Raw genomic sequence first — 15,987 nt, 5'->3', positions numbered from 1 at the left:
TTACAAATAAATCCATTAATTCCATCCACCACCAAGCGCTTTGTATAAATTAATTACAGTAAGCATTTGATTTTTACGAGTTTCGATTAAGTCTGTTTTTGCTTCCAAAGCATCTCGCTGTGTAAGTAAAACTTCCATGTAATCTGCCCTTGCTGATTGAAATAATTGATTTGCAATATCGATAGACTGATTTAAAGCTTCAACTTGGTTATTTTTCAAGTTAAATGAATTCTCTAAATTTTCAATCTTAGACATTTGATTAATAACTTCTGTATAAGCTCTTAAAATTGTTTGTTCGTATTCATAAACAGCCTGAATTTGTTTTGCTGAAGCTGTTTTATACGTTGCTTTAATTGCATTTCTATTTACTAATGGCATAATTGCATCTCCTACAATAGAATACAACAACGATTCTGGAGAATTTAATAAATACTTAGGATTAAATGCTTCATAACCAATACCCGCTTTTAATCCAAACTGCGGATAAAAATTAGCTTTAGCAACTTTAATATTCAATTTAGCAGCTTCTAATTCTAATTGCGCTTGTTTGATATCAGGTCTGTTTTCTAATAAATCTGAAGGTAAACCTACATTTACAAATTTTGGAGTTGTAGCCATGAAATTGCTAGCATCTCTTAAAACTGGTTGAGGAGTTCTACCCACTAAAAAGTTGATTTTATTTTCTACTTCAACAATTTCCTGTTTTAGATTGTAAATTTCACTTTGGTTTTTTTGAACCTCAGCTTCAAAACGTTTAACCGCTAAAAGTGTTGTTCTTGCCGACTCTTTTAATAATTTTACTATTTCTAAAGCATTTTTTTGAATTTCAATATTTTGCTCTAGGTTTTTCAATTGCGCATCTAAAGCAATCAATTCGTAATAAGAGTTAGCAACCTCAGCAACTAAATTAGTAACTAAATAGTTCTTCCCTTCTTGAGAAGCCATATATTCCATTACAGCAGCTTTTTTAGAATTACGAAGTTTTTTCCAAACGTCTAATTCCCAAGTACTGTATAAACCAAATTTGTAGTTTGTTAATGGCTCAGGAAATTTCTCATCTTCTCTGATGTTTAAATTTTCTTCTACTGAACCATTTCTAGTAAACTTACCAACTTTATCTAAATCGGCACCAGCACCTAAACCAACACTTGGTAAATACTCCCCTTTTCTAGCTTGAATTTCATTTTGAGCCATATTTACTTTTTGCATCAAAATATTCAATTCTTTATTATTAACTAATGTAGAATCGATTAAGCTTAGTAAATATTTATCTTCAAAAAAATCTTTCCATCTTACTTTTCCAGAATTATCACTTTGAGTTACTTTTTCCGAATAATTAGTTGGCAAAGTAATATTACTTTCTTGTGTAGCTACTTTTGGAATTCCACAAGAATGTAGTATTAGGATGGAACATCCTAATACTACTGCTTTTAATAAATTATTTCTTTTCATTTTTGTGTTTATCAGAATCAATATAGTGGTAATCTTCTGTTAACGGAGTAAAGTCTTCGTTTTTAATCATTTTTCTTCCTTCAGCTAATTTGGCAAAAATGTAGTACAACCCAGGAATTAATAAAACTCCAAAAATGGTTCCGAATAACATTCCTCCAAGTGCAGCTGTACCGATAGTTCTGTTACCAATTGCACCAGCACCTGTTGCTTTTACTAATGGAATTAATCCGGCAATAAATGCGAAAGATGTCATCAAGATTGGTCTAAAACGAACTTTAGCTCCTTCAATTGCCGCATCAAAGATTGACATTCCTTGTTGGGTTTTCTGGACAGCAAACTCAACAATTAAAACGGCATTCTTACCGAGTAATCCAACAAGCATTACTAGTCCTACTTGCGCATAAATATCATTTGCTAAACCAAATAGTTTTAACAAGAAGAATGTTCCAAAAATTCCGGCAGGTAAAGAAAGAACAACCGCAAATGGTAAAATAAAACTTTCATACTGAGCCGATAATACAAAGTAAACGAAGATTAATACAATTCCGAAAATAAGAATTGCCTCATTTCCTCTTTGAGCCTCGTCAAAAGTTAATCCTTCCCAAGCTACATCATATCCATTTGGAAGTGTTTGTTTGGCTACTTCATTAATAACTTTGATTGATTCTCCAGTTGTATAACCTTTTGCAGGAACCGCTCTAATTGTTGCCGAATTGTATAAATTATAACGTGTAATTTCATTTGGACCTTGACGTTTTTTCAAAGTCATAAATGCAGAATACGGAACCATTTCTCCTTTATCATTTTTTACATAGTATTGTAACAAATCATTAGGATTTCTTCTGAATGAAGGATCTGCCTGAGTATATACTCTGAAATAATTATTAAAACGAATAAAACCTTGCTCAAATGTACTACCAATTAAGATATTTAAGTTTTCCATTGCAGTTCCAATAGAAACACCTTTTTGCATTGCTTTTTGGTTATCAATAATGATTTCGTACTGAGGGTAATTTGCCGCATAAAAAGTAAACAATCCTGTTAACTCTTTACGTTTTCCTAAATCATCCATGAATTGTTTATTGATTTTATCAAATGAATAATAATCCCCACTATTCGTTTTATCTAATAAACGGAATGATAATCCTCCTGCTGCACCATATCCTGGAACCGCTGGTGGTTCAAAATATTCAATTACAGCTCCAAAGTCTTTAGTTTCTTTTTCTAATTCTTCAATAACTTCATGAACCGAATTCTTTCTTTCAGACCATGGTTTTAAGTTGATGATACATGTACCAGCATTAGAACCCCTACCTTCAGTAAGAATTTCATAACCCGCTAACGAAGAAACCGATTGCACCCCTTCTACATGCTCAGCAATAGATTGTAATTTTCTAGAAACCGCATTAGTAGTTTCTAGAGTCGATCCTGGAGGCGTTTGAATAATGGCATAAATCATACCTTGATCTTCTCCTGGAATAAACCCTGAAGGTAATGTTTCGCTTACTAAAATTGTAGAAACGGCAAATCCTCCTAATGCTAAAAACGTAACAAGTCTTCTGTCAACAATCTTAGTTAGAATGTTTGTATATTTTCCCGTTAGTTTTTCAAACAATCTATTAAATGCATCAATAAACATGTTAATAGGTGTTTTCTTTCTAGGTTTACCATGGTTATTTTTAAGAATCATTGCACATAAAACAGGAGTTAAAGTAAGTGCAACAACCCCAGAAAGTACAATAGAAGATGCCATGGTAATAGCAAACTGTCTATAGAATACCCCAACAGGTCCCGACATAAAGGCTACTGGAATAAATACGGAGGTCATTAATAACGTAATCGCTACAACGGCTCCACCAATTTCTCCCAATACTCTTTGTACGGCTTTAAATGGTCCAATATGATCTTCCTCCATCTTGAGGTGGACGGCCTCGACGACGACTATCGCATCATCTACTACGACCCCAATTGCAAGAACTAAGGCAAATAATGTAATTAAGTTGATGGTTAGCCCAAACATCTTCATAAAGATAAAGGCTCCAATTAATGAAATTGGTACAGCAATAATTGGAATAAGCGTTGAACGCCAATCTCCCAAGAAAATAAATACAACGATTGCAACTAATACAAAGGCTTCACCTAAAGTATGGATAACCTTTTCAATAGAGGCGTCTAAGAAGCTCGAAACGTCATAACTAACCTCATATTTCATTCCAGGAGGGAAAGCTCCTTTTAATTCTTCTAATTTGTGTTTAACACCTTCAATTACTTCAGATGCATTACTACCATATACTTGTTTTAATTGAATAGCCGCAGAAGGGTGTCCGTCTTTGTTAGAGTAAATATCGAAAAATTCACTTCCAAATTGAACTTTTCCAATATCCTTAATCTTGACAATCTCACCTTCAGCATTAGCTCTTACAATTATATTCTCATATTCTTCGGGTTTATTAAACCTTCCTTTGTATACCAATACATATTCTAATGACTGTGCTTTTATACCGGTAGCCTGACCTAAACGTCCAGGTCTACCAATAAGACTTTGCTCAGCCATCGCTTTCATAACTTCGTCAGTAGAAACATTATAAGCACGCATTCTATCAGGATTTAACCAAATACGCATTGCGTAATTACGGTTACCTAAGATTTGAGCGGTAGAAATCCCTTTAATACGTTGGATTTCAGGAATAATATTTACATTGGCATAGTTATACAAAAACTTTTCATCTGCATGTTTATCCTCACTATATAAGTTAATGTACATCAACATACTCGGCTGTACAACTTGTACAATAACCCCTTCAAGCTGAACAAGTTCTGGCAAGGTATTGATTACTTTGTCTACACGGTTTTTAACGTTAACTACCGCTTCATTAGGATCTGTTCCTAAATCAAATAAAATTTGGATTGTAGCTTCACCGGCACTGGTTGCATCAGAAACAATATAACGCATTCCTGGTACACCATTAATTGCTCTTTCTAATGGAATTAATGACGATTTTTCTAATACTTCGGCACTTGCTCCTGGATAAGCTAGTGTAATTAAAACCCTTGGAGGTGCAATTTCAGGGAACTGAGAAATTGGCAACGTTTTAATTGACAATAACCCTAAAAATATTATTATGAGCGATACAACGATCGCCATAACAGGTCGTTTGATAAAATTCTTAAACATGATAGTTCTTTTTTTAGAGATTATTCAGCATAAAGATGTAATGAAGAAAACACTTTATTAGGTGTTTGATAGTCAACATGAATTTTTTGACCATTCTTCACTTTTCGTAATCCATCTAAAAGAATCTTATCACCTACGGTAAGTCCACTTTTAACAATAAACAAGTATGGAATTTCTTCCTCTGAAACTGTTATTTCTCTTTGAACTACTGTATTATTTTTATCGATAACAAAAACAAACTTTTTATCTAGAACTTCAAAAGTTGCTTTTTGTGGTATTAACAATGCTTTTTTATAGTCATTTCTAACTATAATATTTCCTGTTTCACCATGTCTTAAAATTTTGTTTGGATTGTTAAATGTTGCTCTAAAAGCAATATTTCCTGTTTCGTTATTAAATTCACCCTCGATAGTTTCAACAACTCCTTCTTGGTTAAAAATAGCTCCATTAGCCATTTCTAAGTTTACTTTAATCATTTCTCCTTTTGACTTCTTAGTAACATAGTTCAAGTATTCAGCCTCTGGGACATTAAAATAAACCCACATTTTACTGTTGTCAGAAAGTGTCGTTAATAAATCTCCTTCATCTAACAAACTACCTTCTCTTGCTTCTAAGTGATTCATAATTCCTGAGAAAGGAGCTCTAATATCGGTAAAACCTAAATGAGTTTGTGCCAAACTAACTTCTGCATTTGCTTTTGATAATCTAGCTTTAGCTAAAGCCAATTCGTTTTTAGAAACGACATTTTTTTCTGCTAAAGTTTTTGTATTTTGATATTCTATAAGTGCAGATTCTGCTTCTGCCTTTGATTTAGCTAATTCTGCCTCATAAACATTTGGCATAATTCTAAACATTTTTTGACCCTTTGTTACAAACTGTCCTTCGTCTACAAAAATGTTTTGTAGATAACCTCTTTCTAAAGCTCTTAATTCGATATGGCGAATTGAGTGAATTTGGGCAACATATTTTCGATCAACAATTGTATCTTTTTCAAGCGGGTTTGAAACTAAAAATTTTGCTTCTTCTTCCTTTACTTCTTCTTTGTGTCCACAACTAGATAGTAATAAGATACTACCTAAGCTTAAAAGCATAAAAATTCTTTTAGCCATTTTATTTTAATAATTTGAATTAATATTTATTTTGTAATGAATTGTAAAAAACACAGAAAATCTTTTATTGAAATTCTGTAACAACCTGAAAATAAATTTTAAATCAAATCCTGTAGACGCAATAGTAAATATTAAGTGGTGTAAGTGTAGATAGATAATCTATATACTTGCAAGGCGCAAATCTATTTTGAATAAATTGTGAATTATTTTCTGAAACTTTAGTATCAAAAAAGTTTGCAAAAAAATTAAAATTTTTGGAATATTTAGAATAAGAGTATTCTTCTTCCTCTAATTCATATTCAATAACTTCTATTTTTCCTTGATTTGTTTCAAAATTATTTTCTGTTTTTTTATAAAACAGAGGAAAATCGAAATCTTGTTGAAAAATAGAACTGTTTTCAGATATAGAAAAATCAGTTTGTGAAAAATCGTTGGAACTTGCAAAAGCAATATTTCCAATGATACTAAATATTATAAAGTAAAAATATTTAAACAGATTCTTCTTCATTTCGGTACAAATGTATAAAAACATTTGAATTACACATCTTAAATTTTCTTTAAAAACTATTGTGAATTAATTCGTTCTCAAACAACAGTTTAATATTCTCGTAAGAGTTCTCTAATAAAAACTTAATATCCTTCGGATTTACCCATTCTACGCGCTCTATTCCTTCGTCAAGTTGTCCTTGTGGAACACCTTCAAATTTAGTTCGCATTTCAAACCATTGGGTAATTTTTAATTTATAACGACCATTTCGTTTAAAAATATGGTAGGTTCTTTGCAATTTTTCAGTGATGGCTAATCCGGTAACGCCTGTTTCTTCTTCAACTTCACGAATAGCCGTTTCCTCAATAGTTTCATTTTTTTCGGTTCCACCTTTTGGTAAATCCCATTTCCCATTTCTGAAAATAAAAAGTACATCACCATTCTTATTAAAAACCAATCCTCCTCCCGCTTTTTCAACCGGAAGTTTTGCTCTAAGCGTTTTCATTATCAGCTTTTCATCTGGATGATATAAAAATGCTTTCTGAATTTTATTCTGAAATATTTTTACAATCAGCTTTTTAATATCAACACTTTCCAACAAAAAAAGTTTGAAATCGGTTTCCTTTTGAACCTGATTTGTTAAAAAAAGTGGCTTATCGTTCACAAAAACTTTATACATTTGCAATATGATTTTTAATAACAACACAGCACAACAAACAGCCGAATTGCTTTTACAAATAAACGCAATTAAATTAAATTCTAAAAATCCTTTTACATGGGCTTCAGGCTGGAAGTCTCCGATTTATTGTGATAACCGCATAATTCTTTCATTTCCAGCGGTTAGAAACTATGTACGCGATGAATTTGCGAAACATATTGAAGACAAATTTGGCAAACCGGATGTCATTGCGGGCGTTGCAACAGGCGCTATTGGCATTGGTATACTTGTCGCAGAAGCAATGGGACTGCCTTTTGTATACGTTCGTCCAGAACCCAAAAAACACGGAAGACAAAACCAAGTAGAAGGTTTCTTGCAAAAAGGACAAAATGTAGTTGTCGTAGAAGATTTGATTTCGACTGGCGGAAGCAGTTTGTTAGCCGTTGAAGCTTTACGCAACGAAGGTGCTAATATCAAAGGAATGGCAGCCATTTTTACCTATGGCTTTCCAGTATCAAAAGAACGCTTTGAAGCAGCTAATTTGGATGTTTTTACCCTAAGTAATTACGAAAGCTTATTACAAAAAGCAGTAGACAAACAATATGTTTCCGAAAACGAATTGGAAACATTAAGCGCTTGGAATGCTAATCCTGCTGAGTGGAATGCAGAAGTTTAGTTTCATCCTTTTAAACTCTTAACCTTTTAAACTTATAAACAAAAAGATATGAACTTAGAAAGTCCAAAAGTAAACGTAGCAAAATCGGCTGAATATTTATTCAACGCTTTAAACGACGTAAAGAATTTCGAAAAATTAATGCCTGAAAATATAGCAAAATTTGAAGTAATTGACGAAAATTGCTTTGAATTTGGCTTAAAAGGAATGCCAGAAATTAAATTGGTAAAAAAAGGAGGAACTCCAAATTCGCAAATCGTTTTAGGAGCTGCTTCAAGTAAATTGCCTTTTACTTTAACTGGAAACTTAAACGCTATTGATGCTGATAATACTGAAGTTCAATTAGCTTTTGAAGGCGATTTTAATCCAATGATGGCGATGATGATCAAAGGACCAATCACAAAATTCATCGAGACATTGGCTCAAAATATGGGAAAATTGTAGTTTCCTGAATAACTTATTGAACACGAATTGCATGATTTATGTAATTCGTGTTTTTTTATGTTCTAAAGTTCTCGATACAATTTTACATTTCAAAAACTAAGGTTTTTAAAATATAAAATCACTCGAAGTGACGATAATATTTATCACTTGTTTATTAGTAATTGAGTTAAAAAGAAAAACATTATAAAAAGTGAAATGAAAACGAAATTCCACCTGCGTCACTTCGAGTGTTTTGTATTTGGAAAGCCTCAGATTTCCGAATACAAAATGTATCGAGAACTGTAGAAGGAAAATCGTTGCTATAGTTCTCGATACAATTTTTAAAAGCAAAAATTAGCATTTTTTCTTTTAAAAATCACTCGAAGTGACGGTAATAGTTATGCTTGTTTTAAAGCCTCAACCAACAAATCAATATCTTCTTTTGTATTGAAATGACTGAAAGAAATTCGTAAACTTGGTTTTTTTGTCTCTTCTGGTGATAAAAATTCGGCTAAAACGTGCGATGGTTTAATACTTCCGCTTTGACAAGCACTTCCGCGTGAAACTGCTATTCCTTTCATATCCAACGTAAATAATAACATTGAAGTCTTTTCTTCCGATAAAGGCAATTGAACATTTAAAAGGTTATAAAACGTATTTTCTCCATTAATTTTCACTTCTGGAAATACTTTTTTCAATTCCGAAATACAATACTCTTTTAAATCGAAAATATATTGTGTATCGCTTTCTAAATTCGCGTAAGCTAATTCTAAAGCTTTTGCCATTCCTACGACTTGATGTACGGCTTCAGTTCCAGCACGCATGCCTTTTTCTTGTTCGCCACCAAAAATCATGGGCTGTAGCATCGAATTTTTTTTCAAATAGGCAAACCCAATTCCTTTTGGACCATGAAATTTATGAGCACTTGCTACTAAAAAATCAATTCCTAACTCTTGCACATCTAAATTTGTTTTTCCGATAGATTGTACCGTATCGCAATGAAAAAGAGCTTTTGCATACATGCATAAGTCTGAAACACGTTTGATATCTAAAATCGTTCCTATTTCGTTATTTACGTGTATTAATGACACTAGTGTTGGAACTTCCGAATGTAATTGAGCTGCCAAATCATGGTAATCGATGTTTCCGTTGGGTAAAATAGAAATGTATTCGACTAGAATTCCGAATTCCTTTGCTAGATGTTCGACAGTGTGTAATGTTGCGTGATGCTCAATTTTAGTTGTGATAATGCGTTTGATTTCCAAATCTTTCACAGCACTGGTTAAAATCCAATTTGTAGCTTCAGTGGCACTTGACGTAAAAATAATTTCAGAAGCTTGAGCATTTAGTAATTTCGCAATGGATTTACGCGATGATTCCAACAACGTCTTGGCGCTTCGACCAAAACTATGGGTAGAAGATGGGTTTCCAAAATCGTTTTGAAGCACGTTCATCATGGCAGTAATTACTTCTGGATGAATGGGCGTAGTTGCGGCGTTATCTAAATACACTTTTTTCATTTGAGGTTTTCAATTGTTTTTTATTGGTCAAATGTAATTCGCACATGAAAATTGGTAAAAAAACTAAAAATCTGGAAGTGCTCATTTCATAGTGCAAAGATACAAATCATTTTATTTTACAAATCTTAAATTCAATTCGTATTGAAATTAACAAAGTTTAGTTAATTAATAAATTAAAACCTTTATTTTTGTTGCACAAATTCGATTAATCCATGAAAAAATTTCTAGTATTAGTAGCCTCAGTATTTATGCTACAAGCCTGTGATGATGGCGATATTAAATTAGAATCTTTTAATTTTGATACGGTAGCGGTACAAGATTGCACCAGTAATGATTTAATTTTCAAAATTAATGGGGATGAAATGTTGTTAATTAATATTCCGGAATCGGAATTTCCTACTGAAGAAACGCCTGATGGAAATCCAAAGATTATCAACATCACATCGAACGATCAAATAATTTATCGAATTTATTCTGGAAATGTAACACAAGCTAGTATTTGTGATTTAATACCTCCTGCAACTCCCATTGTAGAACAAGAATGGAATGCTACAGGAGGAACGATTGAAATTATTACTAATACATTATTTGCTACAGATGGTGTAACGCAGACTGGACTAACGCACAACATCCGATTTATCAATGTTAATTTTTCTGGAGCTTCAAATTCATTCAGTTTTACTGAATATATTTTTGGTAACTACGAGATTACCTTTTAGTAGCTTATTTTAAAAAGCAAACGGACTATTCAATATAGAATAGTCCGTTTTTTTATATCATAGTACTTTAGAATTCGAATTCTTTTCCATCATCAGCTAAAAGAACATTTTTAAAAATGGTTTGTGCTTCAGTTTTGAAAGGTTCGATAGAACCATATCTTGTGGAATAATGTCCTAAAATCAGTTGCTTTACATTGGCTAATTTCGCAATTTTAGCCGCTTCTTTTGCTGTTGCATGTTTGGTTTTTTCGGTGTATTGCATTTCAGAATCTAAAAAGGTAGATTCATGGTACAACACATCGACATCTTTTATAATGGGAACAATAGCTTCATCATACAAAGTATCGCTACAAAAAGCATAACTCATTGGTGCATCTGGTGGAAACGAAAGCAATTCATTTGCAATCACTTCTCCTGAATCTAACGTAACATTACCACCAGATTTGATTTTGTCGAAATAGACTTTTTCAATTTTGTATTTGGCAACCGCTTCAACATTCAAATGACGTTTTCCTAACTTTTCTTGAAACAAAAATCCGTTAGTATACACCCGATGATTTAAGGGAATCGTTTTTACCATTACCGTTTCGTCTTCAAAAATAACTTCACTTGCTGTAGATTCTAATTCGTGGAAATACAAATTGTATCCCGTAAACGAACCTGAAGCCCGCAATTGCAATAAAATAATTTCTTTAATTCCTTTTGGACCATACACGTGCAAATCATTTTCGCGATTTAACAACATAAAAGTCGAAATCAAACCAATTAATCCATAAAAATGATCGCCGTGTAAATGCGAAATAAAAATATGATTAATGCGAGAAAACTTGATTTTATGCTTGCGCAATTGCACCTGCGTCCCTTCACCACAATCGATTAAGAACATATGATTTTTTATGTCTAAAACTTGTGATGTGGGATTCGTTATGGTTCTTGGAGTGGCTGCGTAACAACCGAGTATTTGTAGTTTCAAGGTTAAAAAGTTTCAGGTTTCAAGTTTCAGGTTTCAAGTTTTTCTTCCAACTTCCATCACCCAGCATCCATCATTAAAATCCCAAATCGCGTTCAATTTCGTCCATTTCAATCATATCGTGGGCTTCTAAGACAGAAGGAACTACGTTTAAATAATTGGGAACTTTATTAAAATCAACCGTGTCAGTAACGATAATCATTGATTTTTTTGTCTTTTTGTGGTTTTTGGCTAAGTCTTTAAAATGCGCTAAATCGGCATTGGAAATAGCTTTATCTTGCGATACATCCAAAATCAAATTTTGACCTTGAAATGCATGATATTCATTAGTTAACTTTTCCACAAAAGCTTCCACATTGTTGTGGGTATCTTTAATTATTGTAGTATGTCCTTTTTGATCGACTTTCATTTGTTGAATTCTGATTTTATGCTAAGATACTTATTTTTTAAATTTCTTAAATAGTAAATAAGAAATTATTATTAATACGACTATAAGGAATAAGTAAATTATAAAATTTGGGTTTTCTTTATTATCAATTTTTACTTTTTTTGAATTTTCTTCTTTGATTGTTAAATCATTAACTTCACTTTTATTAATAAGCTCATGTTTTTCAATCGCATTTAATCTATCTTCAACAAATTTTTTATCAAAACCATAGTCAATAGCCATTTTATAAAGTTCTTTGTATTGACTTGATTTTTTTCCAAGTAAATAATCAATGTTAGCTAAATCAAATAGTAAAATAGCAATTGATTTATCTTTCGCCTTTATAAATGACATTCTTTCATTTAACTGAAAATAAATTTGAAATCTCAAAGAACTTAAATTATTTTTAGTTAAATCAGTATTAGGAAATGATTCAAAACTAAAATCAGTATTTATAATATTTTGACTTGAAAAATTTAAACCATTTACCTTCGCTTTTAAAATATTGACATGAATCCACTCAGAACCATTATGAGATTTAGTATTAATTTTAATTGCCTTTTCAATCCATTTTAAAGCATTTATATTATCTCCAGTCAATTCATAGATTGTTCCTAAATTGGAAGCTGTAGAATATCTATTAGGATGTGATTTTTCAATCTCATTATATAATTTTATTGCTTCATTATACTTTTTTTGAAGAATTAAAACAACTCCTACATCGGATAAATAATCAATATCTTTTGTTTCTTTATATAATTTTCTTAAGTCCTTAATTATTGCTTCAAAATCTTGTTTATAAAAATCATGTCCTTTAGGAATGTCCATATATTCACTATCTTGATATAATAAAACCCCATTTTTCAATTCTAAAGTTTCTCCATTCAGACAGCCAAAACTAAATTGTGTTTGAAATATAAAAATGAATATAAACAATCTAAAAAGACTTTTCATAAGTACTAATTCTTAATCTTACTTGCCAATAAATAAATTACCGCCATTCGTACCGCAACTCCATTTTCCACTTGTTCTAAAATTACCGATTGTTGTGAATCGGCAACATCTGAAGTGATTTCCACTCCTCTATTAATTGGACCAGGGTGCATGATTACAATTTCTTTATTTAGCGAATCTAATAATTCTTTGGTAACGCCATATTGTTGGGTATATTCTCTTGTGGTTGGGAAATAACTAACATCCAAACGTTCGTTTTGAACGCGAAGCATATTCGCCACATCTGCCCATTCTAAAGCCTTACGAAGATTATGTTCCACCGTAACTCCAAGTGATTCAATGTATTTTGGAATCAATGTTTTTGGTCCGCAGACTTTAACCTCGGCACCTTGCATTTGAAGAGCAAAGATATTGGATAACGCTACTCTCGAGTGTAAAATATCCCCTACGATCACGATTTTCTTTCCGCCTACATCACCTAATTTTTCCCTAATTGTAAAACTATCCAATAAGGCTTGTGTTGGGTGTTCGTGAGCACCATCTCCTGCATTTACAACACTTGCTCCAATATTTTGCGACAAAAAATGAGCCGCCCCTGGACTACTGTGACGCATCACCACCATATCCACTTTCATGGCTAAAATATTATTCACCGTATCAATCAATGTTTCTCCTTTTTTTACCGACGATTGGGCCGCTGAGAAACTCATAACATCTGCTGAAAGACGCTTTTGTGCTAATTCGAAAGATAATTTGGTTCTCGTACTGTTCTCGAAGAAAATGTTGGCAATCGTAACATCTCGTAAAGAGGGTACTTTTTTAATAGGACGATTGATCACTTCTTTGAAATGGTCTGCCGTTTCGAAAATTAAATCAATATCTTGTTTGGTAATGTATTTTATTCCGATTAAATGATTTACTGATAATTCTTTCATTGTTTTGGATATTCTGATTGTTCGGATATTCTGATTTCTGATATAATTATTTCGGACGTCTAAAAATCCGAAAATCTGCATTCAATTATGCTATTTCGTTACCAAGTATACTGCATCTTCCCCATCATTTTCTTGCCATTTTACAATTACTTTTTCATTGTTTATAGCATCCACTTGTCTTCCTCTGTAATCGGGTTGAATTGGTAAATGACGACTGAATCTTCTGTCGATTAGCGTTAAAAGTTCTACTTCTGATGGTCTTCCAAAAGATTGTATTGCAGTTAAAGCCGCATTTATACTTCTTCCGGTATATAAAACGTCATCAATGAAGACTACTTTTTTATCTTCAACTAAAAAATCGATTTGGGTTTTGTTGGCTTCTAAAGGTTTTTCACCTCTTCTAAAATCATCACGAAAGAACGTAATGTCTAAAAAACCTAATTCAATGTTGGAAATATTGTAATCGGATTCCAGAATTTGTTTAATTCTTTCGGCCAAATATTTACCTCTTGGTTGTAATCCTATTAAAACAGTTTTGGAAAAATCTAAATGATTTTCAATTAGTTGACAAGCTAATCGATGTAGTATAATGTGAACTTCTTTTGAAGTGAGCAAAACTTTTTGACTCATAGTGTGTTGTTTGTACAAATTTAGAATTTATATTTCTAATAACAATCGTATTGTAAAGAAAAGAGAATATTCATATTTAAACAAAATATTTTTGCCACGGATTATATGATTTAAAGGGATTAATATTAGAGAAAAAAAGTGATAATCTGTGTAATCTGCGGCTTTTGAATAAAAAAAATCCCGTTACTAAAATTAGCAACGGGATTCCTATTTAAGAATACATTTTCTTTCTCAATTCTTTGATTTTATCATCTTCTAAATACTCATCAAAGGTCATGTATCGGTCAATCGCACCATTTGGTGTTAATTCTAAAACTCTGTTGGCAACCGTTTGTGCAAACTCGTGGTCATGAGTGGTAAATAAAACCGAACCTTTGAAATTTTTCAACGAATTATTAAACGCTGTAATGGATTCAAGATCCAAATGGTTTGTTGGTTCGTCTAGCATTAAAACGTTGGCTCTAATCATCATCATTCTAGACAGCATACAACGTACTTTTTCTCCTCCCGATAAAACATTACATTTTTTCAAAGCTTCTTCACCAGAGAAAATCATTTTACCTAAAAATCCACGAACATAAACTTCGTCACGCTCTTCTTCTGTTTTAGCCCATTGACGTAACCAATCCACTAAATTTAAATCTACACCATCAAAAAACTCATGATTTTCAACTGGTAAGTATGATTGCGTTGTTGTAATTCCCCAATCAAATGTTCCTGCATCTGGATTCATTTTATTATTCAAAATCTCATAAAAAGCAGTAGTTGCTCTTGAATCTTTTGAGAAAACAACAATCTTATCTCCTTTAGCCATGTTTAAATCTACATTTTTAAACAATACTTCTCCTTCAACTGATGCTGCTAAATTTTGTACATTTAAAATCTGATCTCCAGCTTCTCTTTCGGTTTCGAAAATGATCGCAGGATATCTTCTGCTTGAAGGTTTAATCTCGTCTAAATTTAATTTTTCAATCATTTTTTTTCGAGAAGTTGCTTGTTTCGACTTAGCAACGTTTGCACTAAAACGACGAATAAACTCTTCTAGTTCCGCTTTTTTCTCTTCTGCTTTCTTATTTTGTTGCGCTTTCTGACGAGCTGCTAATTGTGAAGACTCGTACCAAAACGTATAATTTCCCGAATAATGTGTGATTTTACCAAAATCGATATCCGAAATATGCGTACAAACGGCATCTAGAAAGTGACGGTCATGAGATACCACTAAAACGGTATTTTCATAATTCGCTAAGAAATTTTCTAACCAACCTATGGTTTCAAAATCTAAATCATTTGTAGGCTCATCCATTATCAAAACATCTGGGTTACCAAACAAGGCTTGTGCTAATAACACACGAACTTTTAGTTTACCATCCAAATCTCCCATTAATGTGTAATGATGTTCTGCTCCAATTTCTAAGTTTGACAACATCGTTGCTGCATCACTTTCAGCATTCCATCCATTCATTTCATCAAACTGCAATTGCAATTCTCCAATTCTGTTAGCATTTTCGTCCGTGTAATCCGCATAAAGCGCATCCATTTCCGTTTTGATGGCATGAAGTACTTTGTTTCCCATCAAAACCGTCTCTAAAACAGTGTGTTCGTCAAATAAATTGTGATTTTGGTTTAAAACCGACATACGTTTACCTGGCTCTAGAATAACCCTACCCGAAGTAGGCTCCATATCACCAGCTATAATTTTCATGAAAGTAGATTTCCCAGCGCCATTGGCACCAATTATTCCATAACAATTACCTTGAGTGAACGTTGTATTTACTTCATCGAATAAAATTCGTTTACCAAATTGAACCGATAAATTTGAAACTGTTAACATTTTTACTTTTTTTTAAAACTGTTG

The 15,987-nt window shown here is 32.4% G+C and carries 14 protein-coding genes; 3 read left to right on the top strand and 11 right to left on the bottom strand.

What is annotated here, in order from left to right; genetic code table 11:
- Window positions 1-15 precede the first annotated feature (15 nt).
- The 4 genes from BUE95_RS09780 to BUE95_RS09760 form a co-directional block, all read right to left on the bottom strand.
- Window positions 16-1,452 (bottom strand): TolC family protein, encoded by a 1,437-nt coding sequence (locus tag BUE95_RS09780; RefSeq protein WP_073583909.1) that lies wholly within the window; start codon window positions 1,450-1,452, stop codon window positions 16-18.
- On the bottom strand, window positions 1,439-4,627 hold the full coding sequence (locus tag BUE95_RS09775; protein WP_073583907.1) for an efflux RND transporter permease subunit: 3,189 nt from the start codon (window positions 4,625-4,627) through the stop codon (window positions 1,439-1,441). The genes BUE95_RS09780 and BUE95_RS09775 overlap by 14 nt, the downstream gene beginning before the upstream one ends.
- Before the next feature lie 20 nt (window positions 4,628-4,647).
- Window positions 4,648-5,736: an efflux RND transporter periplasmic adaptor subunit gene (locus tag BUE95_RS09770; protein WP_073583905.1), complete on the bottom strand. Its 1,089-nt coding sequence runs from the start codon at window positions 5,734-5,736 to the stop codon at window positions 4,648-4,650.
- Between the two features lie 557 nt (window positions 5,737-6,293).
- Window positions 6,294-6,902, bottom strand: a complete 609-nt coding sequence (locus BUE95_RS09760) for an NUDIX hydrolase (RefSeq protein ID WP_073584198.1) — start codon at window positions 6,900-6,902, stop codon at window positions 6,294-6,296.
- Window positions 6,903-6,909: 7 nt separating this feature from the next.
- Between BUE95_RS09760 and pyrE the strand changes: the two genes are divergently transcribed.
- A complete protein-coding gene (pyrE, locus tag BUE95_RS09755) occupies window positions 6,910-7,557 on the top strand; it encodes an orotate phosphoribosyltransferase (RefSeq protein ID WP_073583901.1) in 648 nt (215 codons plus the stop codon).
- Window positions 7,558-7,605: 48 nt separating this feature from the next.
- Window positions 7,606-7,998 carry a hypothetical protein gene (locus tag BUE95_RS09750; RefSeq protein WP_026725027.1) on the top strand — a complete coding sequence of 131 codons (393 nt, stop codon included), beginning with the start codon at window positions 7,606-7,608 and terminating at the stop codon, window positions 7,996-7,998.
- A 377-nt stretch (window positions 7,999-8,375) separates the two neighbouring features.
- Here the strand turns inward: BUE95_RS09750 and BUE95_RS09745 are convergent, their stop codons facing one another.
- Window positions 8,376-9,497: a cysteine desulfurase family protein gene (locus BUE95_RS09745; protein WP_073583899.1), complete on the bottom strand. Its 1,122-nt coding sequence runs from the start codon at window positions 9,495-9,497 to the stop codon at window positions 8,376-8,378.
- 212 nt (window positions 9,498-9,709) lie between these two features.
- Here BUE95_RS09745 and BUE95_RS09740 point away from each other — a divergent pair, with 212 nt between their 5' ends.
- Window positions 9,710-10,216 carry a hypothetical protein gene (locus tag BUE95_RS09740; RefSeq protein ID WP_073583897.1) on the top strand — a complete coding sequence of 169 codons (507 nt, stop codon included), beginning with the start codon at window positions 9,710-9,712 and terminating at the stop codon, window positions 10,214-10,216.
- 67 nt (window positions 10,217-10,283) lie between these two features.
- Here BUE95_RS09740 and BUE95_RS09735 read toward each other — a convergent pair whose 3' ends face one another.
- The 6 genes from BUE95_RS09735 to BUE95_RS09710 form a co-directional block, all read right to left on the bottom strand.
- Entirely contained in the window at window positions 10,284-11,189 is a 906-nt protein-coding gene (locus BUE95_RS09735) for a ribonuclease Z (protein WP_073583895.1), read from the bottom strand.
- 73 nt (window positions 11,190-11,262) lie between these two features.
- Window positions 11,263-11,595 (bottom strand): ribonuclease Z, encoded by a 333-nt coding sequence (locus BUE95_RS09730; RefSeq protein ID WP_073583893.1) that lies wholly within the window; start codon window positions 11,593-11,595, stop codon window positions 11,263-11,265.
- 30 nt (window positions 11,596-11,625) lie between these two features.
- Complete coding sequence (locus BUE95_RS09725) at window positions 11,626-12,567, bottom strand: tetratricopeptide repeat protein (protein ID WP_073583891.1); 942 nt, start codon at window positions 12,565-12,567, stop codon at window positions 11,626-11,628.
- 5 nt (window positions 12,568-12,572) lie between these two features.
- Entirely contained in the window at window positions 12,573-13,502 is a 930-nt protein-coding gene (locus BUE95_RS09720) for an aspartate carbamoyltransferase catalytic subunit (protein WP_073584196.1), read from the bottom strand.
- Window positions 13,503-13,592: 90 nt separating this feature from the next.
- The gene (gene pyrR, locus BUE95_RS09715) at window positions 13,593-14,132 is read right to left on the bottom strand and encodes a bifunctional pyr operon transcriptional regulator/uracil phosphoribosyltransferase PyrR (RefSeq protein ID WP_073583889.1); all 540 of its coding nucleotides are present in this window, start codon (window positions 14,130-14,132) and stop codon (window positions 13,593-13,595) included.
- 211 nt (window positions 14,133-14,343) lie between these two features.
- Complete coding sequence (locus BUE95_RS09710; RefSeq protein ID WP_073583887.1) at window positions 14,344-15,963, bottom strand: ABC-F family ATP-binding cassette domain-containing protein; 1,620 nt, start codon at window positions 15,961-15,963, stop codon at window positions 14,344-14,346.
- Between the last annotated feature and the right edge of the window lie 24 nt (window positions 15,964-15,987).

It is taken from the genome of Flavobacterium cucumis (genome assembly GCF_900148835.1).
Classification (GTDB): domain Bacteria; phylum Bacteroidota; class Bacteroidia; order Flavobacteriales; family Flavobacteriaceae; genus Flavobacterium; species Flavobacterium cucumis.
This window is presented reverse-complemented; position numbering and strand designations above follow the sequence as displayed.